This window comes from Paenibacillus sp. P22, assembly GCF_000469945.2.
Lineage (GTDB): Bacteria > Bacillota > Bacilli > Paenibacillales > Paenibacillaceae > Paenibacillus_O > Paenibacillus_O humicus.
Genome location: NZ_CBRA020000065.1, coordinates 1 through 20879, shown reverse-complemented (window position 1 = coordinate 20879; position 20879 = coordinate 1). Strand labels below are relative to the sequence as shown.

Genomic DNA, 20879 nt, shown 5'->3' with positions numbered 1-20879 from the left:
TGGTAGCTACGTACGGACGGGATAAGCGCTGAAAGCATCTAAGCGCGAAGCCCCCCTCAAGATGAGATTTCCCAGTATGTAAGACCCCTGGTAGACGACCAGGTTGATAGGTTCGGGGTGGAAGCGCAGCAATGCGTGCAGCTGACGAATACTAATCGGTCGAGGGCTTATCCTATGGGTAAGAAAAGCAAATGGACTCAGCATCCATCCTATTGGTTCGATCCAGTTTTCAAGGCGCAAGCCACGTCTTGAACAAGCGTAACGTTTGGTGGCGATGGCGGAAGGGAACCACGCGTACCCATCCCGAACACGACCGTTAAGCCTTCCAGCGCCGATGGTACTTGGACCGCAGGGTCCTGGGAGAGTAGGACGTCGCCAAGCACAGAGAGAAGCCTGATCTGCGAGCAATCGCCGGTCAGGCTTTTTTTTCTATTCAGAATAAGCGCATGTGTGTTGGACAGAGGCGCATTTCGGACAAACCGTCTTTGCCCGATTATTTCCCTTCAATCCGCTCATACTAATCATCACCAAATCGGTCATTGGAGGTGAAGCAGATGAAGGGGAATCGAAGCATTCGAGTCGCATTGGCGTTCGCCGGAATCATGATGCTGGGGCTTGCCATCCCCGAAGGAAATGGAATTGCACCCGGAGCGCATATGCTGACGGCTTCCGAAGGTTGGAACACCGGTATCGAGAAACACCCGGATAATCTCCAAAAGCAGATTGATCACGCCCATTCCGTTGCTGAAAATACTTTAAAGACGCTTAAGGAACCTTTCAAAGTCAGCAGCACAGCCGCGGCAGCTGGTGCGAAGGAGCCGACCGGAATCGGTCAAAGGGCGGATTCGGTCAAAGGGCCTGTTGCCGAACCGGTCAGAGGCATCTACGTATCCGGCTACGCGGCAGGAAGCCCGAAGGCGATGGGAAGGCTTCGCGATCTGGCGAAGCGGACAGAAATCAATGCCATGGTCATCGATGTCAAAGATGATTACGGCTTGCTGACTTATCCATCGAAAGTGCGGCTGGCTCATCGAATTGGAGCCGATCGCAGGCCTCTCATGGCTCAGCCTACGCAATTGATCGACGAGCTCCATGCCGAAGGGCTCTACGTGATCGGAAGGCTGGTCGTTTTCAAGGATGCCTGGCTGGCCAGCCGTGTACCGGATTGGGCACTGCATGAGCAGAGCGGCAAGGTATGGAGGGATTCCAAGGGGAAGGCCTGGATCAATCCTTATCGAAGCGAGGTATGGAATTATAATATTGCGATCGCCCAGGAAGCCGCCGAGCTGGGATTTGACGAGATTCAATTCGACTACGTCCGCTTCCCCGCCAATGGAAAGCGGGCAGAGGCGGTCATTGATTATGGCTCGCACGGGACAAACAAATCGGAAGCGATCGGGCAATTCCTCGGCCGTGCGCGGGACAAGCTGCATGGAAAGCCGATATCGGCGGATGTATTCGGCCTGGTTACATCCTCATCGGATGATATGGGGATTGGCCAGACGTGGCGTTCGGTAGCTTCGAGCGTGGATGCCATTTCGCCGATGGTCTATCCTTCGCATTACTCGGCGGGCATGTATGGAATTCCACAGCCCGATCTCAATCCATCCGCTGTCATCCGGAAATCGATGAGCGACGCGGCCGCCCGCAACCGCTATCTGATCCAGAGCGGAATCAAGCCCGCTCAGATCAGGCCATGGCTGCAAAGCTTTACGGCGACGTGGCTGCATCCTCACCTTGCCTACGGAGAGAAGGAAATCCGGGAGCAGATTCGGGCCGCCCGCGAAGCAGGGGTCGATCAATATCTGCTCTGGAGTCCGCGCTGCATCTATCCTTTGACCGATGAACACCAAGGATGATCGGCATCTGCCTATTGCAGGCATACATCCAAGAGGCACAAGGTCTGGCAAGAGGTGGAAGCGCCTCTGAAAATGACTATGAAAGCAAGATTCCGCTAGGTTGACAGCCCTATACCCCTCTGCTAAGATGGTCAATAATATATTTCGGCAAGCCATAACAAATAGGAGGAAATCATTCGTGTGGGAATCGAAATTCGCTAAAGAAGGCCTCACGTTCGACGATGTGCTGCTTGTACCCCGCCGCTCGGAGGTGCTGCCGCGCGCAGTCCAGGTCGGTACCCAGCTGAGCGACAGCGTCAAGCTGAACATCCCGCTGATCAGCGCGGGCATGGATACCGTAACGGAGGCTGCCTTGGCGATCGCGCTGGCGAGAGAAGGCGGCATCGGCATCATTCACAAGAACATGACGATCGCCCAGCAGGCGGAAGAGGTCGACCGCGTCAAGCGCTCCGAGAGCGGCGTCATCACGAACCCGTTCTCCCTGACTCCCGAGCATCATGTGTACGACGCGGAAGAGCTGATGGGCAAATACCGCATTTCCGGCGTGCCGATTGTCAACGAAGAGGGCAAGCTGGTCGGCATTTTGACGAACCGCGACCTTCGTTTCGTACATGATTACTCCATGAAAATCAAAGAAGTGATGACCCACGAAGAGCTGGTAACGGCTCCTGTGGGAACGACGCTGCAAGAAGCGGAAGTCTTGCTTCAGAAGCATAAGATCGAGAAGCTGCCGCTCGTAGACGAGACGAATACGCTTAAAGGCCTCATCACGATCAAAGATATCGAAAAGGCGATTCAATTCCCGAACGCAGCCAAGGACAAGCAGGGCAGGCTCTTATGCGGAGCTGCCGTCGGCATCTCCAAGGACACGGAAGAGCGCGCTGCGGCGCTCGTCGAAGCAGGCATCGACGTCCTGGTCGTGGACTCCGCGCACGGGCATCATATTAATATCATCGAAGCCGTCCGCAATTTGCGGAGCATTTACCCCGAGCTGACGATCATCGCGGGCAACGTCGCCACGGCCGAAGCGACGAGAGACCTGATCGAAGCTGGAGCCTCGGTCGTCAAAGTCGGCATCGGCCCCGGCTCCATCTGTACGACACGCGTCATCGCCGGCATCGGCGTGCCGCAGGTAACGGCGATCTATGACTGCGCCACGGCGGCACGCGAGTACAATGTGCCGGTCATCGCCGACGGCGGAATCAAGTATTCCGGCGACATCACCAAAGCGATCGCAGCCGGCGCCAGCGCGATCATGATCGGCAGCCTTTTCGCCGGCACGGAAGAAAGCCCGGGCGAATCGGAGATCTACCAGGGCCGCCGCTTCAAGGTTTATCGCGGCATGGGCTCCCTCGGCGCGATGAAGGAAGGCAGCAAGGACCGCTACTTCCAGGAGAACGAGAACAAGCTCGTGCCGGAAGGCATTGAAGGCCGCTTGCCTTACAAAGGGCCGCTGGCCGATACGGTCCACCAGCTGATCGGCGGCCTGCGAGCAGGAATGGGCTATTGCGGAACGGCGACCATAGAAGCGCTCAAGAACGATACCTCGTTCATCCGCATTACGGGCGCAGGTCTTCGCGAGAGCCATCCGCATGACGTGCAGATCACGAAGGAAGCCCCGAACTATTCGCTCTAGGAACAAGGATTAGATTTTTCTAAGAAGCAGTCCGCGCCGCGCGCGGACTGCTCTTTTTGCATGTCGGATAAAGCAAAAACATCCCCCGCCTCGTTAACGGTATGGTACAATAAAACCTGATTAATCCATGGTGAAGGAGAGAACAAATTGAAAGCAAGATTCGCTCCGGCTCTCGTGAAGCCGGTTGTCTCCGCCATCGTGGCGGCTACTCTCATTGCAGGCTCTTATATCGCTCCGGCTATTACTCCCGCGGCATCCGCGGCACCCAATACGAGCAGCAGCAACGCCCCGGCAGTCAGCAAAGACAATCCGCTTGGCCTGGCTGCCGATGCGGCCATCCTGATCGATGCCGACACGGGACAAGTCCTCTATTCCTATAACATTGACAAGCCTCTGCCTCCGGCAAGCATGACCAAGATGATGACGGAATATATGGTCCTCAACGCCGTCAAAAGCGGCAAGCTTAAGTGGGATCAGGAAATATCGGTCAGCAAGGAAGCGGCAAGCACGCCGAAGGACGGATCCCAGATCTATCTGGCGGAAGGCGATACCCATACGGTCAAGGAACTGTACACCGCTATGTCGGTCGCGTCGGCCAATGATGCGACTGTCGCGCTGGCTTCCTTCCTAGGAGGATCCGAGGCCGGCTTCGTCACCGAGATGAATGCCAAGGCTCAGGAGCTCGGCCTCAAGACGGCTCAGTTCACGAGCGCGACAGGTCTTCTCGATACGACCGTCATCGCAGCCAAGGATATGGCCAAGCTCGCCATGATCATATTGAAGGAAACTCCGGAATTCCTGGACTACTCCAAGATTCCTTCCGTCAAGTTCCGGGAACGGGACGCCAAGCCGATGATCAACAACGATTGGATGCTTGAAGGCAACAAAGGAAACACCAACTTCAAGCAGTATGTCTATGACGGCGTGGACGGCATGAAGACCGGCTATCTCAGCGCAGCGGGTTACTGCTTCACGGGAACGGTCAAGCGCGGAGACACCCGCCTGATCAGCGTCGTGTACCATACCAAGACCAAAGGCGCCCGTTTCCTCGAGACGCGCAAGCTGTACGACTGGGCTTTCAGCAACCTGGAGCGCAAAACGATCGTTCAGCCGAAAACCGTAGTAGAATCCGCCGCGGAGGCTACAATAACAAAAGGCAAAGCGAAAACCGTCGGCCTGGTGACGGAATCCGACTTCACGCTTATGGTGAAGAAAGGCGCGGCAGTCGAGCCGAAGATCATTGCCACGTCGATCCCCAAGACGGGCGAGCTTGTCGCTCCGGTCGCACAGGGACAGAAGATCGGAACGGTTACGTATAAGTATACGGATGCCGACACCGGCACAGCGGTTACGAAAGAGATCAATCTCATCGCCGCGGAAGGCGTGGAGAAGGCAGGCTGGTTCAAGCTGATGCTGCGCGGCATCGGAGGATTTTTCTCCGGGCTGTTCAAGGGCATCGTCGATTTGTTCTAATACGAACGGTTATAGCGGGATAAGCATGCTCAGCCGAACTGCGCGGAGCGCGGTCATACGGGTCTCGCTGACCGCGGGAGGAATCCGCCGGGAACGGGCAATAACACCTGAGGCTTTCCTGCAATAGTTTCATGCATGAGTTGTCACCGCTTGGCGTACATGATAGAATTTGGGATAATCAACTCGGAAAAGTTGTCATCGCCCCGTCTTGGGCGAACAGACTATAGGAGGCTTTCAGACCATGTTGGAAACAGGAACATCGCGAGTTAAACGAGGTATGGCGGAAATGCAAAAAGGCGGCGTCATCATGGACGTCATGAACGCGGAGCAGGCCAAGATCGCCGAAGCGGCAGGCGCTACGGCAGTCATGGCCCTTGAGCGCGTGCCTTCGGATATCCGCGCCGCAGGCGGCGTAGCCCGCATGGCGGACCCGACTGTCCTCGAAGAGGTGATGAAGGTCGTTTCCATCCCGGTCATGGCCAAAGCCCGCATCGGCCATTATGTGGAAGCGCGCGTGCTGGAAGCGCTCGGCGCCGACTATATCGACGAGAGCGAAGTGCTCACGCCGGCCGACGAAGTGTTCCATATCGACAAGCGCGAATTCACGGTTCCGTTCGTATGCGGAGCCAAGGATCTGGGCGAGGCTCTGCGCCGCATCCAGGAAGGCGCATCGATGATGCGTACCAAGGGCGAGCCGGGAACGGGCAACATTGTTGAAGCCGTTCGCCACATGCGCCTGATCACGGGCCAGATCCGCAAGATCAAAGGCCTGTCCAAGGACGAGCTGTATGCGGAAGCCAAAAACCTGGGCGTCAACTACGAGCTGCTGCTCGATGTGCACGAGACGGGCAAGCTTCCGGTCGTCAACTTCGCTGCAGGCGGCGTGGCTACGCCATCCGATGCGGCTCTGATGATGCATCTGGGCGCTGACGGCGTATTCGTCGGCTCCGGCATCTTCAAGTCCGACAACCCGGAGAAATTCGCCCGCGCCATCGTGGAAGCGACGACTCACTATACGGACTACAAGCTGATCGCCGAAGTATCCAAAAACCTCGGCGGCGCGATGAAAGGCATCGAGATCTCCAAGCTGGCGCCGCATGAGCGCATGTCCGACCGGGGCTGGTAAGCGGCTGGCGGCAGAAAGAAAGAAGGCCTTAGCGAAATGACCCAGAAGATCGGTGTACTGGCGCTGCAGGGCGCCGTAGCAGAGCACATTCGCAGTCTCCAGGCTGCCGGCGCGGAAGCGGTCGCGGTCAAGCGAGTCGAAGATCTGGAGCAGCTGGACGGGCTTGTCATCCCTGGCGGCGAGAGCACGACCATCGGCAAGCTGATGCGCAAGTACGGCTTCATCGACGCGCTGCGCAAGTTCCATGAAGCGGGCAAGCCGCTGTTCGGAACGTGCGCAGGGCTTATCGTCTTGGCCAAGACGATCCAAGGGGGCGAGGAGCCTCATCTCGGCTTGATGGACATGACTGTCGTACGCAACGCATTCGGCCGCCAGCGCGAAAGCTTCGAGACGGAGCTCGCCATCCAAGGCATCGACAATCCGGTGCGAGCCGTGTTCATCCGCGCTCCATTGATCGGCGAGGTAGGCAGCGGCGTCGAGGTCCTCTCGACGCATAACGGCGAGATAGTCGCTGCCCGCGAAGGAACGCTGCTGGCGGCATCGTTCCATCCGGAGCTTACCGATGATTACAGCCTGCACGCCTACTTCGCGAACATGGTTCAAGAAGCGGCGCAGGTGAAGCGATAATCAATCCGTCAGGGTGGACGTTATAACGTCCGCCCTGATGTCTGTTTTTCAAGAATCAGAGAGGGGTGCCCCGACCGTGCTTGACGTACGACTGCTTAGAAATGAATATGACCGGGTAGCCAAAGCGCTGACCGACCGCAAGAAACCGCTGGACCTCATCTCCTCCTTCCCGGAGCTGGACGCGAAGCGCCGCGGAATATTGCAGGAAGGCGAAACGCTGAAGAACCGCCGCAACACGGTGTCTCAGGAAGTAGCCAAGCTGAAGAAAAACGGCGGCGACGCCGAAGCCCTCATCGTGGAGATGCGCGAGGTCGGCGACCGCATCAAGGAGCTCGACGAAGAGCTGCGCGTGCTGGACGAGGAGCTTGAGGCTCTTCTGCTCGCGATTCCGAACATGCCGAATGATAGCGTGCCCGTCGGCGGCGGCGAGGAAGACAACGTGGAAATCCGCCGTCATGGCGAGCCCCGCACGTATGAGTTCGAGCCGAAGGCCCACTGGGATCTGGCTGAAGGACTCGGCCTTCTCGACTTCGAGCGTGCGGCCAAGGTCACCGGCTCCCGGTTCGTCTTCTACACGGGTCTGGGCGCCCGCCTGGAGCGTGCTCTCCTCAACTTCATGATGGATCTGCACAGCGACCAGCACGGCTACTCCGAGGTGCTGCCTCCGCAGATCGTGAACCGCGACAGCCTGGTCGGAACCGGACAGCTGCCTAAGTTCGAAGAAGATTTGTTCAAAATCAAGGACAGCGAGTACTATCTGATTCCGACGGCGGAGGTTTCGGTAACGAACCTGCACCGGGAAGAAATCCTTGCCGCGGATGACCTTCCGAAGCGTTTTGTCGCCTTCAGCGCCTGCTTCCGTTCCGAAGCCGGAGCGGCAGGACGGGACACGCGCGGCCTGATTCGCCAGCATCAGTTCAACAAGGTGGAGCTCGTGAAGCTGGCCAAGCCCGAGGAATCCTATGACGAGCTCGAGTCCATGACGCAGAACGCCGAGCGCGTGCTGCAGCTGCTGGGCCTTCCCTACCGCGTGCTGCAGCTCTGCACCGGCGACATGGGCTTCTCGGCCGCGAAGACCTACGATCTCGAAGTTTGGCTTCCAAGCGCCAATACGTACCGCGAAATCTCCTCCTGCTCCAACTGCGAGGATTTCCAGGCGCGCCGTGCCGGCATCCGCTTCAAGCGCGACGCCAAGAGCAAGCCGGAGTTCGTGCACACGCTGAACGGCTCCGGTCTTGCGGTAGGCCGTACGGTCGCCGCAGTCCTGGAGAATTATCAGCAAGCCGACGGAACGATCCTCGTGCCTGAGGTGCTTCGTCCTTACATGGGCGGCATTGAGGTTATCGGTCCGCGCGGTTGATTGACTCTCTTCATGCTTGGAGCGCCATTCCTGGAAGGAATGGCGCTTTTTTTGCCTTGAATCGGTTGCCTAGAGGGAAACGGCTATGGTACAATGCTCAGGTATTGAACGATGGAGAGATACCGAAGCGGTCATAACGGGGCGGTCTTGAAAACCGTTAGGGTGCAAGCCCACGTGGGTTCGAATCCCACTCTCTCCGCCAATTCATTTCAACTAAAGCTCAAGCCCGGACAGGAATGTCCGGGCTTTTTTATTTTTGCTGCAGCAGGAGCCGATTGTCGTTCAGCCGTCAGGAAACATTTTGCAAGCATCTTCGTCATCCGCCGTATTAGGCCGTATCGAGGCATAGAAAACCTGATTTCGATGCAACCTACGGGATGGAGGTGGAAGGCCAATGAGCAATCCCGATATGCTTCAGCTGGACCAGTCCCGCTTGGTCGAGGCCTGGAATGAAACGCTCCCGACAACGATGAATGAGACCGACCGCTGCGAAGTCCATGCCGATGAAGAGGATCCGCGATCGCTGCGGGTCACGATCTTCGGCGCCGGGCATCAGATGTACTCGTACGACTTCAAGGTTACCTATGTGGACAGCCGGGAAGTTCAAGTGACGCTGATCGATGTCGATCAGGACAAGCAGACGATCGACGAGCGCAAGGAGCTCGTACAGGAGCAGGTAGCCGACTATATCCGGCATTTGCATGAATGCGCCCAGGCGCTGCATCGCTTGACCAAAGTCTGAGCAAAGGGGGAATGGAGCTTGACGAAGCAAAAAGGACCGGATAAAAACCTGCAGAATGTGGCCAAGGATCTCGAAATGGAGCCGGTGAACGCGCATAATGCCAACCAGCTGCAGCGCCAATCGGAGGACCGCAGGCATCAGGACAATCTGAACCATGGCGACGAGACCGATCTGGATCATCAATTGACCTGACCTTAGACAGCAAAAGGAGGAGAAGCCGATGAGCAAGCCGGACAGCATTCCGGTTCCCAATCCGGATGAAGACCGCAAGGCATCCCGCGACCGGGACCACGGACAGCCGCAGCAGCCGATGTCGGGCAGCAAGACGGTCAAAAACCGCAATCATGTCGACCATCACAATCCCGAGGGCAGTTAAGCCGGAAGGAACAGCGGGTGGGATCGAGGCCGTTCCCGTAGTGCGGGAGCGGTTTTTTTGATATGCAAATCATTACTCGAATTGAATAATTTTTTGATTACTTGTTCTCCCCCTTATTCAATTCCCATCGACAATGGTAGAATACAAAGAGTAGATTTCACGCAGGATTTCAAAGGAGGAAATACATTGAACGCGAAAAACCGGCCCTGGAAGCAAACGCTCGCAGTCCTGTCCGCTGCGGCGCTTGTAGCGGCCGCCGGATGCAGCAAATCCCCATCTCCGAAGGCAGAGCTCGAATCCGCCCTTGCGAGCATCGCAGCGGCTTCCTCTTACGCTTTCCATTCGACTGTTAATTTTGACGATCTTCAGCTCCCTTCCGGTCAGGCTGCAGGCGCAGCAACCGGCGAAGCCGCCAGCCTGCTGAAGGGAATGAACATAACGATGGACGGCGTCTACCAGAAGGATCCGATGCGCACGGATGCCAACGTCCAGCTGGCGCTTCCCGGCAATCCTCAGATGAATCTGACGCTGCCGATCATCATGACCGGCAGCAAGCTGTATGTGAAGGTTCCGTCGATACCGGCCCTGCCTGCGACCGCGCAGCTGGCGGACAAGTATGTCGTCATCGACACGGACAAGCTGGCCGAGGAGCAGGGCGAGCAAGCCGCGGCGCTGGATCCTGCGGTGCAGCAGAAGCTTATGCTGGAAGCCGGAGCTGCTTTCATCAAGCCTTTTGAAGAGAAGACCTACTTCAAGAGCTTGAAAGCGAAAGACGTGCAGGGTCTTCCTGAAGGCCTGGAGCCGGACTCCGTCTCCCAGTTCCTGATCGATTCCTCCAATGCCGAGGATGCGAAGGCGACTGCGGCGCAGAAGGCGATTCCTGCCGTGCTTGACGTGGTGCTCGGCAACGAGCAGTACCTGAAGGCGCTCGGCATGGACAAGGCGGAAGCGGAAGACAGCAAGAAACAGCTGCAAGATCCGCAATCGGAGCTGTCCAAGAAGCTGAAGGAACAGCTGAAGCTCAGCGAGGTCAAGGTGCTCGGAGCGGTCAAGGACGGCAAAATGGCCTACGAAAGCGTCGACGCCAACATCGAGTATGCCGGGGGCAAATCCGGTCCGCTCAAGCTCGTCATGCATTCCACGACATCATACAGCAAAGTCGGCGAGAAGGCTGCCTTTACGGGCGCCATTCCGACAGATGCGATTCCGGTCGAGCAGCTTGAAGCGGCGCTGCAAGGATCGGCCGCCAGCAAATAAAAACAGGTCTGAAGCCTTGCTTTAATCGACCCTGGAACCGCCTCGGCCCGAGGCGGTTTTTTTTATGAAAAAAATCGAAAAGAGAAATCGTCTGGAATAAAAATGGAAGCGATTACTTTTTTCATTGACAGAGGAAAAACAGGAATGATATGCTAAATAATAGAAACATGCGCAAACGTTTGCACTATCGTTATCCTTTGGCCTTATTTAGGCCCTATTCTAATCTGGGGGGAAACAAGATGAAATGGCAGCGGATCATCCGCAACCGGAGCATAGGGGCCGTCATGGCCTGCCTGCTTGTTCTGCAACTGTTGGCCGGCATTGGACAGGCATCGATTGTAAGCGCTAACAGCGAGGTGTCTGTTCCTCCTGCATCATCCAGCATCTATCAGGATCAGCCGGGCGGCACGTCCAGCTGGTATGTCGCCGGTACTGTGAACGACTGGAACAATGCCGACGCCAATTGGAAGTTCAAGCATCTGACGGGCGGCTTGTACGCCTATACGGCGGCGCTCGCTGCCGGCGATTACGAGTTCAAGCTGACCAAGAACGGCACCTGGGACGGCTTCGGCGACAACGGGAACAACTTCAAGCTTAAGCTGGACCAAGCGGAATCGGTCACCTTCTTCGTCAACGACGAAATCGGACAAGCCCGTATCTCGGTGCCTGGGGTGCACGGCCTGGCCCAATACGTTCCATCCCTGGACGATATGAAATGGCCTCGTCTGGTCGGAACCATGCAGAAGAAGCTCGGCGATCCCGCGGATTGGGATCCGGCCGGCGCGACATACCGGTTCCTCGACTACAACCTGGACGGCAGCGTGTACAAGCTCCAAGTCCAGCTGCCGGAAGGCCGGTATGAGGCCAAGGTTGCCTTTGGCCCGAGCTGGGAGGAGAACTACGGCGCGACAGGTCCAAACGGCGGCAATCTGAATATTGTCGGAGGCGACGATCTGTACGCCATCTTCAGCATCGACTACAAAGGAGATCAAAAGCTGAAGGCCGACACATTCCTTGCCGGCGGCGGTTCGAACGGCAAGATCAACAAGGACGCCATCCAGTTCGACAGCCGCTCGCTCACCTTCAAGAAGCCGTTCGGCGCCATCGCCGAGAACGGCGCGGACCTCACGCTCCGCGTGGCCGCTGCCAAGGACGACGTGCAGATGGCGCGGGTGGAGCTGACGAATGCAGAGGGCCTCGCATCGACGCACGAAATGCGCAAGGTGACGACCGTGGACGGCAAGGACTACTGGGAAGCGATCATTCCGAAGTCCGTCTTCACCGGAATCGGCATCTGGGGCTATAAATTCATCCTCATCGACGGCTCGGCCAAGCTGGAGCTCGGCGACGACAAGAACGGCACGTCCAGCCGCGGCGGGACGGGCATGGCCGCGGAGGACGGCGCCGTACCATTCGATCTGACGGTATACAAAGCCGATTACAAAACTCCGGACTGGATGAAGAACGCCGTCGTGTACCAGATCTTCCCGGACCGCTTCTTCGACGGGAATCCGGACAACAACCGCGCCAAGCTGGTGGACGGCTACCGCGGGGATCGGAACGAGAATCGGGTCGACAAGGACGCTCCGATCAAGTCGCTGCCTTTGCAATACTTTGACGGCGGAGTAGCGAACGACCCTGCTCCCGGACAAGTCGCGGGACAGTGGAGCGACGTGCCGGAAAATCCGGACCGCGTGAAGCCGGAGAACAAGCCGTATTACCCGAACGCGACTTCGGACGGCACCTGGACCAACGAATTCTACGGCGGGGATATCCAGGGCATCGGGATGAAGCTGGATTACCTGCAGTCTCTCGGCGTGACGGCGATCTACCTCAACCCCGTCGCATGGGCGGCATCCAACCACAAATACGATGCCACCGACTACAAGCATCTGGACCCGATGTTCGGCGAGCCGGTGTACAACAAGCCTGGCGATCCGGCCTCAGGCCTCAACTATGAGGAGACGCGCAAGGCGTCGGACAAGGTGTTCATCGACTTCTCCAAGGCCGTCAAGGCCAGGGGCATGCATCTCATCACGGACGGCGTGTTCAACCACGTCGGCGACGACAGCATTTATTTCGACCGCTACGGCAAATATCCGGAGATCGGCGCTTACGAGTATTGGGCGAAGGTCTACGACTTGCAAAACGCGGCAAAGGATAAAGGAGAGAGCCTCGACAAGGCGGCAGCCGAGCAGCAGGCCCGTGCTTTCTTCACGGGCAAGGTGAACCCCGCGACGGGCAAGAACTACGAATACCCGGCCGACTTCGGCTTCATCGACTGGTTCACGGTCGAGAACGTGAAGGTGGCGGACAAGGACAGCACGAGCACGCATTACAAATACGACGCCTGGTGGGGCTACGATTCCCTGCCGGCGATGGATGCCAAGACGCCGCAGCCTGGCGACGCGGACGCGATCGGCTCCTCCGAGGAGCAGCATGAATGGAACAATATCGGCTACCGCGAAGCGGTCATCGGCCACGACTTGAGCGGCAAATCCGCCGAGGATGCCGAAGCGGCCATGCAGAACGTCGTCTCGCAGCGCTGGCCTTGGATGGGCTCCGGCGGCTGGCGGCTGGACGTCGCTCCGGACGTATCGACCGGAACCTGGCAGAAGTTCCGCGAAGCCGTCAAGTCGACGGCGGGCCTCAAGGACGCAGGCGGCAACGATATCGAGGATCCGATCATTTTGGGCGAGGAGTGGGGCGTGGCGACTCATTACCTGCTCGGAGACCAATTCGACTCCGTCATGAACTATCGCTTCCGCGGCGCGCTGCAGGCGTTCCTCATCGGCGGCGATGCCAAAACCTTCAACGATACGCTTGAGTCCATCCGCGAGGATTACCCGGAGCAGGCATGGCAGGCGATGCTCAACCTGGTGGATTCCCATGATACGACGCGTTCCATCACGAAGCTGATGTTCCCGAACTACGAGGAGGAGCATCTGGTCATCGCCAAGGATGCGGACGACAAGGCGCTCAAGCAGCAGGCGCTGGTCGCTCTGTTCCAGATGGGCTATCCGGGCGCGCCGACGATCTATTACGGCGACGAGGTCGGAGTGACGGGCACGAAGGATCCGGATTCCCGCCGTACGTTCCCGTGGGAGCGGGTCGTGGAGAGCGAAGGTCCTGACGGCAAAAGCTATTCGGCAACCGGCTCTTATGCCGGACTGCTGGACTCCTATCAAAAGGCGGCCAAGCTCCGCGAAGCGGAGGCGGTGCTGCGAACGGGCGATCTGAAGGCGGTCTACGCTACCGGCGACGCCATCGCTTACGCCCGCAAGAACGACACGAAGGCCGCGCTCGTCTCCATCAACCGCGGGGATGCCGCGCAGAAGATCACGGCCGACGTGACGGGCTACCTGCCGGACGGCCTGACGCTTGTCGACGGCCTGGGCAGCGGCATCAGCGCCGTCGTAACCGGAGGCAAGCTGGAATACACGCTGCCGGCTCTCTCCGGCGTCATGATGATTTCCGAAGGCGCTCTGTCGCCTGTCGCGGAAGTCGGCGGCCTGCTGGCCAAGGCGGGCAACGGCAGCGTCGAGCTTTCCTGGAATGCCGTTGACGGCGCCGAGGGCTACCGCGTCTACCGTTCGCTGATCGACGGCGGCAAGCTGGAGCTGGCCGGCACGAGCACGGAAGCGGCATTCACCGATACGGCCGTAACCAATGGAACGAAGTACTATTACAGCGTTGCTGCCTTCCAAGGCGCTTCCGAAGGCTTGCCGGGCCCGACCGTGTCGGCGACCCCGGCCTATCCCATCACGGAAGTGTCGGCCGTATCGACCGTCGCTGCGGACGTCTATCTCGGCGTAGGCCGGACGACGGGCGAGCTGACCGTATCCGTGAAGGCTCCCGGCCTGACGGACCGGGGAGACGGCCTGCAGCCGGCCGGTCTCATCGGCAAGCTGATGTATTTCCCGGACGGCTCGGCCAAGGCCGAGGCGGCTTCCAAGCCGCTGAAGTTCAAGGCGGACGGAGCCGGCGGGGACAAGGTGTACGCGGCTTCCTTCGAGCCGCTGCAAGCGGGCGTGTACCATTATTACGCCGCCTTCTCTGCCGATAACGGAGAGACCTGGACGGAATCCACGGGGCTGTCGCATGTCACGGTGTTCCCGAATGAGGACACGGATGCGCCGGCACCTCCGGCGCTCGCCGCCATTACGGTGGAATCCAGCCGGGCGGTGCTGAACTGGACGAGCGAAGATGACTCCGTCTATGGCTTCGAAATCTACCGCGCTGCCGGAGCGGATGGCTCCTTCGTCCGGATCGCCTCGGTTACGGGCGGCAAGCGCAGCTATACCGACTTTACGGTGAGCAACGATACGACCTATCGCTACAAGGTCGCGGCCTATGACATGGCGTACAACCGCAGCTTCTCGGAAGAGCAGAGCGTGACGCCGAAGCTGGTCATGGTGGATGTGACGCTCCGTCTCCATCTGCCGGATTATACGCCAAGCACGGATGACATCACCATCGCCGGCGATTTCAACGGCTGGAACGTGACGTCGACGAAGCTGAACGTGCCGAGCGGCGCGACGAACCGCAGCGTGGTGGAATATACGTTCAAGATGATGGCCGGCAAGTCGATCCAGTACAAATACGCCCGCGGCGACTGGGACAAGGAAGCTCTCACCAGCCACAAGCATCTTGCCGGGGATACGACGGATCCGGGGAACTGGGCCTACAGCTCCACCGATACGAATATGCAGCTTCAAATTTCCAATCAGGGCGGCAACCGAATGGTCGTCGACGACTACGTCCTCCGCTGGGTGGACATGCCGTTGATGGTTCTGCAGCCGCGCATTTCCTACGGGGAGGACATTCGCTACTCCACGGATGAGAACCATTGGACGCTTAGCGCCAACGTTCCGTACGGCGTAGCCTTCACGATCAACAACCAGCCGATCGCGGACGGAGCTATGGATGCACAAGGCAATGTGTACCTGAAGAACATTCCTCTGATGCCTGGAGAGAACAAGTTCGTGCTCCATATCGAACCGACTCAAGAGACTCTGAACCTGCCGTTCTACACGGATAAAGGGCGGGCAAGCCAAGCAACCAAGACGATCAATGTCGTCATTGACCGCTCTTCGGGCGAAGCGACGCCAAGCGCGAAGCCGAGCGAGGCGCCAAGTGCGACGCCGAGCGAGTCGCCGAGCGCAACGCCGAGCGAGTCGCCGAGTGCGACGCCAAGCCCGAGCAGCCCGCCTTCGACGCCGGCACCGACTGCTGCTCCCAGCGCTTCTCCGTCTCCAACGCCGGTCGGGCAGACCTTCTCGATCTTGGCTGCCGACCTCAAGCCGGATACAGGCGGCGAAGTGAACGTGACGCTGGGCGAGGCCGTCCAGACGGTGCTGATCCCTAGAGAAGCCGCCGGTCTGGCCGCAGGCTCCGTGCTGCGGATCCATAAGGGCACAACCACGATCGTGCTGCCGCAGGAGCTGTTGGCCGCAGCGGCTGCGGAAGGCAAGGGCAGCCTTGTCCTCCGTTTGGATGAAGTCTCCGGCACAGAGGCGGACGCTCTTCTGGCCGGGCTCAAGAAGCAAGGCCGATTCGGCAGCCTCGCGGCGATCGGCTCTGCCATTAAGGCCAGACTGCTCGTCCAGAACGGAGATTCCGAGCAGGCGGTATCCGCAAAGGGAATGAAGCTGAGCTTCAAAGCGGCTTCCGCGGCGGACGGGAAGACGGCCAACGTATACCGGATCGACGGAACCGGAACCGGGACCTATGTCCGCGGAACGTGGAACGGCGCCGACGGCAGCTGGACCGTTCCGGCCGACGGCAGCTCCGCTTATGCGCTGCTGCATGCCGGCCGCGAATTCGCCGATCTCCCTGCCGGACATTGGTCGGCAGCCGCCGTCCAGTTCCTGGCGGCCCGCGAGCTCGTGAACGGCGTCTCGGAGCAGCAGTTCGCTCCGAACAAGGCCGTCACCCGCGCGGAATTCGCCGCCATGCTCGCCCGAATCCTGGAGCTGAAGCCGGGCAGCGCCAAGCCTTTCGCGGATGTAGGCGAGAACGCCTGGTACGCGGATTCCGTCAGCGCCGCCTATGACGCCGGCATCATCGGCGGCAGGGGCCGTGATGCCTTCGCTCCGGGAGCGTCCGTTACCCGCGAGGAAATGGCCGTCATGCTGATGCGCGCTTATGCATACGGAATCAAAGAAGGCATTCTGACGGCTGTGCCGTCGAATCCGTCCGTTCCATCCTTCAAGGACGAGTCCGCCATCAGCGGCTGGGCAGCGAAGGATGTCCTTGCAGCCGCAGGCCTTGGACTGCTCGGAGGACGGGACAACGGCTCCTTCGCTCCGGGCGATCAGCTGACCCGCGCGGAAAGCGCGGCGGCGCTCTACCGCTTGCTGAGCCGATAAGATCAAAAAAAGAGGCTTGGGGATCATCCCAAGCCTCTTTGCCATTCATTCCATCCAGCGGCCGGCAGGTTCCGGACTATCCTTGTCCTTGGCGGCTCATCACGAGCAGTACGACTGCGGCGATGACGGCCAGGCAGGCCAGTGTAAAAAAGGCGATTTTCCAAGGGCTGCGCGGAGCGTGGCCGGATACAAGCCCGGTCTGCCCGTTGACCATGAAGCGGTACGGCTTGGATTTGTACGTGTAGGTCGCGTTCCATACCGGCAGCAGCAGATGCTTGTAGGTCTGGTTGGCGTACCGGGTGCTGATGCTCAGATTGCTGATCTCGTCGCCTCCGATCTGGGAGCGGACAGCGCTTTCCACCGAGGAGGCGATTCTCGCCTTGGCCAGCTCCCAGCCCCGGGAGCGGCCGATCGAATACCGCTCGGCGACATAACCGCTGAGATAGTCCGGCTTGTAGCCGAGCAGTCCGTCCAGACGGAAGTCGCCGAGCCGGTCCAGCAGCTTGGCGTCGTATTGGCCGGAAGCGGGAATGAGGACATCGTCGAAGAAATGGTCGTAGCTGCCGCTTACGAAATGCCAGACCGTATAGCGCTCCTGCTCGGTATACGTTTCGGTTTTGCCGTCTACCGTCCGGGTGCGGGTCACAGTCCGGTAATGATAATCTCCCCGCTGGGCGGAGTAGGAGGAGTCCGTGTCCGTATCATACGTCCAATAGGGGATATAGATTCCCGTCAGCCTGGCGGCCGTGCGCTCCCGCTTGAAGGCGTTGGGCAGAAACCAGCGCTTCTTCTTCCAGGACCGGAAGGAAGCCTCCGCAGCATCGCTGTCGACATGGAAGGGAATGAGCGATTCCGGACGGATGCTCGCCGTCTCCGGCTGTGGCAGCACCTTGGGAGAGCCGCAAAACGCGCATACCGTCGCCGTCTGCTGCGCGGGAATGAGGCTCTCGCCGCCGCAATTGCCGCATTTGACCGCGACCTGGGCGATGCCCCAGTCCGTGTCGGCATCGTCCTTGCCGTCCTCGAGATCATGCTCGCTGGGCGGGGTGCGGTCTTCTTCGATTTCCTGCAAGCGGCCGCAGTATTGGCATTTGAGCTGCTGGCTGCCGACATCGAACAGCATGGGACCTCCGCATCCGGCGCAAGGAAAAGCAACGACCTCCGGAACCTTCGTCTCTTCGGCCATCGGAATCTACACCTTGGTTCCGCAGTTGGAGCAGAACTTCGCGCCGGGCGCGAGCGGCTGGCCGCATTCGGAACAGAACTTCTTGCTTCCGGGAGCAGAGCCTGACTCCGTCGCCGCGCCGCTCTCCGCCGAGCCGCCTCCGAAAGCCTTCAGATCCTCTTCGTTGAAGGTCCCGTCCTCGTTCAGACGCTGCTTGTAGATCTTTCCGGTCTCCTCATCCTTCCACTCGGGCGAGTAGAACGCGCCTCCGTCGTTGGTGCCCAGATTCACGACCACGGCATCCGGCTGCCAGGAAGCGAAGTCATAGTCGCGGAAGGCGCCGAGAGCCGCATTCCTCTCTCCCGTCAGAAGGCCGCATACCTTCCGGTAATGCTGCGGAATATTGCCGTGCGGATTGTTGTCCCAGCTCGTCAGGACGCCCCATCCGCTCTGGGCAACAATCCGGCAATCCGCATGGAGCATTTCCGCCGCCAGGGCTGCATAGGTGCGCGTGCCGCTGAACCACATCGGAATCCAGTCCGCTTCCTCCCTGCCCCCGATCGCTCCCTCGCCGGAAGTGATGCTGTCTCCGATGAACTCGATTTTATAGGGCTTGTCCTCGACGGGCAGGAACTTCCCGTCGAACCTGACCGCATGGATGTGCAAGGAGCAGCGCGGATCGCCGCTCATCGGCTGCACGTCCTTCACGATGCGGACGTTCTTCGCCGTCTCTCCGTTCATGCCCCGGAACAGGCAGACCCAGTGCCTGCCGGCCGTAATCATTTGCCTGCCGACCGGCACCGAATTGATCAGAATGGTGATCCACGGCTCGTATTGGCCGTAATCGGCCTCAAGCTCCACCCATAGCTCGGACCCCTGGGCCTGGAGCTCAAGAGCGCTTCCGCTCCAGAATAAAGTAAGCGGGGAGAGTTCCCCCGTCGTTCGGCCATGCACTTTGGCATGCGGTAGATCGGATAAGGCCTGTACAGGTAATTCGTTCATCGTCTGGTCCTCCATCTGCGGTTCCGTCGTTAGCTCCAGTTTACTCCCAGACCCGGCCTGATGTCGCCCTGCAAAAGGAAAAAACCGCTGCCTGCCAAAATCGGGAGAGCACGCGGAGCGGATGCGCCGGGTCCCCGGACCTAGACAAACAGCCCCGTCATGACGACGGGGCTGTCAACAAAACCGATGCCGCACCATTCGCGGCGACGGCCATTTTAAATCGATCCTTACCTGACTGCTTGAGGACTAGGGCTCAGTCCAAGCGTTCTTGCCGTTGAATCATGGATGTCGCGGATAAGCTCCGGATTGCCCATCAAGGACAAGCCGTACGAAGGAATCATTTCCTTGATTTTCGGCTCCCACGATTTGATCTGCTGAGGGAAGCATTTCGCCAATACCTCCAGCATGACCGGAACGGCAGTGGAAGCGCCGGGGGACGCGCCGAGCAGAGCGGCGATCGAGCCGTCCGCGGCGTTGATGACCTCGGTGCCGAATTGCAGCGTTCCTTTGCCGGCTGCCGTATCCTTGATGATCTGCACGCGCTGGCCGGCTACGAGCAGGTCCCAATCCTCGCTTTTGGCGTTCGGAACGAACTCCCGCAGGGCGTCCATCCGCTTTTCTTTCGACTGCATCACTTCCTTGATCAGGTACGTGGTCAAGGATGCGTTTTTCACGCCTGCCGCCATCATCGTGACCAGGTTGTGCATCTTGACGGAGGTGACGAGATCAAGCATGGAGCCGTATTTCAAAAACTTCGGCGAGAAGCCGGCAAACGGTCCGAACAGCAGCGATTCCTTCTTGTCGATGACCCTGGTATCCAGATGCGGGACCGACATCGGCGGAGCGCCAAGCGGTGCCTTGCCGTATACTTTGGCATGGTGTTCCGCGACGACTTCCGGCTTCTGGCACACCATGAACAGTCCGCTGACCGGGAAGCCGCCGATGCCCTTCCCTTCCGGAATGCCGGACTTCTGCAGCAGATGGAGGCTGCCGCCTCCGCCGCCGATGAAGACGAACTTGGCCGTGCGGCGTTCGACCGCGCCGCTGTCGACGTTCCGCACTTTGAGTTCCCACAAGCCGTCGCTTGTCCGCTTGATATCGTCGACGTTCTGCTTGTAGTTGATCTCCACGTTCCGGCTCTGCAGGTTGGCGAACAGCATGCGCGTTAAAGCGCCAAAGTTGACGTCCGTTCCGGATTCAATCCTGGTCGCCGCTATAGGCCCCTTCGTTGTCCGGTCCTTCATCATCAGCGGAATCCATTCCTTCAGCTTCTGCGGATCGTCGGAAAATTCCATTCCATCAAAGAGCGGATTGGCCGACAGGGCGTCGAACCGTTTTTTCAAAAAGGCGACATCCTTCTCCCCTTGCACGAAGCTCATATGGGGAACCGGCATGATGAAGTCCTGCGGGTTGGCGATCAGCTTGCTTTGGACCAGATAGGACCAGAACTGCTTCGATACCTGAAATTCCTCATTGACGCCGATCGCCTTGCTGATATCCATCGATCCGTCCGGCTTCTCGACCGTGTAGTTGAGCTCGCACAGGGAGGAGTGTCCCGTCCCCGCATTGTTCCATTCGTTGGAGCTCTCCTCGCCTGCGGTCGCCCGCCTTTCGAGCACGGAGATGTTCCAATCGGGCGCTAATTCCTTGAGCAGCGCCCCTAAAGTCGCGCTCATGATGCCTGCACCAATTAAGATAACGTCTGTTTGGGTTTGTGTTTTACTCATTTTAACCTTCCTTACACGCTGATATTTGAAGAAAAAGCAGCTCTTTCGGACAAATTGCATAGCAAGCAAGGCGCGAACAGAGTCCCGCCGCCAGTTCTGAACACCGTGACCAAGATTATCTGCAGATTAAGATATTTACTATTATATAATAATGGGAG

Annotated in this window: 14 protein-coding genes, 1 tRNA gene and 2 rRNA genes; 14 read left to right on the top strand and 3 right to left on the bottom strand. The window is 58.9% G+C overall.

Annotation, left to right across the window (positions count from 1 at the left end; translation table 11 throughout):
- From BN871_RS28340 to BN871_RS10865, 14 genes are all read left to right on the top strand, one after another.
- Positions 1–175 (top strand): 23S ribosomal RNA (locus BN871_RS28340); the annotation flags it as partial.
- A gap of 89 nt (positions 176–264) precedes the next feature.
- Positions 265–381 (top strand): 5S ribosomal RNA (rrf, locus tag BN871_RS10920).
- 173 nt (positions 382–554) lie between these two features.
- Positions 555–1859 (top strand): putative glycoside hydrolase, encoded by a 1305-nt coding sequence (locus BN871_RS10915; protein ID WP_232312972.1) that lies wholly within the window; start codon positions 555–557, stop codon positions 1857–1859.
- A gap of 178 nt (positions 1860–2037) precedes the next feature.
- Positions 2038–3495, top strand: a complete 1458-nt coding sequence (guaB, locus tag BN871_RS10910; RefSeq protein ID WP_048745941.1) for an IMP dehydrogenase — start codon at positions 2038–2040, stop codon at positions 3493–3495.
- Between the two features lie 147 nt (positions 3496–3642).
- Entirely contained in the window at positions 3643–4968 is a 1326-nt protein-coding gene (locus tag BN871_RS10905) for a D-alanyl-D-alanine carboxypeptidase family protein (protein ID WP_232312970.1), read from the top strand.
- A gap of 241 nt (positions 4969–5209) precedes the next feature.
- Positions 5210–6094, top strand: coding sequence for a pyridoxal 5'-phosphate synthase lyase subunit PdxS (pdxS, locus tag BN871_RS10900; protein ID WP_200801164.1), 885 nt, complete (start codon positions 5210–5212; stop codon positions 6092–6094).
- Positions 6095–6130: 36 nt separating this feature from the next.
- On the top strand, positions 6131–6721 hold the full coding sequence (gene pdxT / locus BN871_RS10895) for a pyridoxal 5'-phosphate synthase glutaminase subunit PdxT (protein ID WP_021879960.1): 591 nt from the start codon (positions 6131–6133) through the stop codon (positions 6719–6721).
- Positions 6722–6797: 76 nt separating this feature from the next.
- Positions 6798–8081: a serine--tRNA ligase gene (gene serS, locus BN871_RS10890; protein ID WP_048745940.1), complete on the top strand. Its 1284-nt coding sequence runs from the start codon at positions 6798–6800 to the stop codon at positions 8079–8081.
- 113 nt (positions 8082–8194) lie between these two features.
- Positions 8195–8283 (top strand) — tRNA-Ser (locus BN871_RS10885).
- Between the two features lie 192 nt (positions 8284–8475).
- Positions 8476–8823 (top strand): hypothetical protein, encoded by a 348-nt coding sequence (locus tag BN871_RS10880; RefSeq protein ID WP_021879958.1) that lies wholly within the window; start codon positions 8476–8478, stop codon positions 8821–8823.
- Positions 8824–8841: 18 nt separating this feature from the next.
- The gene (locus BN871_RS28335; protein WP_021879957.1) at positions 8842–9015 is read left to right on the top strand and encodes a hypothetical protein; all 174 of its coding nucleotides are present in this window, start codon (positions 8842–8844) and stop codon (positions 9013–9015) included.
- Between the two features lie 28 nt (positions 9016–9043).
- Positions 9044–9199 carry a small acid-soluble spore protein P gene (locus tag BN871_RS10875; RefSeq protein ID WP_048745939.1) on the top strand — a complete coding sequence of 52 codons (156 nt, stop codon included), beginning with the start codon at positions 9044–9046 and terminating at the stop codon, positions 9197–9199.
- Between the two features lie 186 nt (positions 9200–9385).
- Positions 9386–10456: a hypothetical protein gene (locus tag BN871_RS10870; protein ID WP_048745937.1), complete on the top strand. Its 1071-nt coding sequence runs from the start codon at positions 9386–9388 to the stop codon at positions 10454–10456.
- Between the two features lie 239 nt (positions 10457–10695).
- Positions 10696–16827, top strand: coding sequence for an alpha-amylase family glycosyl hydrolase (locus BN871_RS10865; RefSeq protein ID WP_048745935.1), 6132 nt, complete (start codon positions 10696–10698; stop codon positions 16825–16827).
- Positions 16828–16903: 76 nt separating this feature from the next.
- On the opposite strand, the gene BN871_RS10860 is transcribed toward BN871_RS10865, so the two are convergent.
- The 3 genes from BN871_RS10860 to BN871_RS10850 form a co-directional block, all read right to left on the bottom strand.
- Entirely contained in the window at positions 16904–18013 is a 1110-nt protein-coding gene (locus BN871_RS10860) for a hypothetical protein (RefSeq protein ID WP_048745933.1), read from the bottom strand.
- 6 nt (positions 18014–18019) lie between these two features.
- On the bottom strand, positions 18020–18994 hold the full coding sequence (locus tag BN871_RS10855) for a zinc-ribbon domain-containing protein (protein WP_232312968.1): 975 nt from the start codon (positions 18992–18994) through the stop codon (positions 18020–18022).
- Between the two features lie 227 nt (positions 18995–19221).
- Entirely contained in the window at positions 19222–20721 is a 1500-nt protein-coding gene (locus BN871_RS10850; RefSeq protein WP_232312966.1) for a malate:quinone oxidoreductase, read from the bottom strand.
- Positions 20722–20879: the final 158 nt, after the last annotated feature.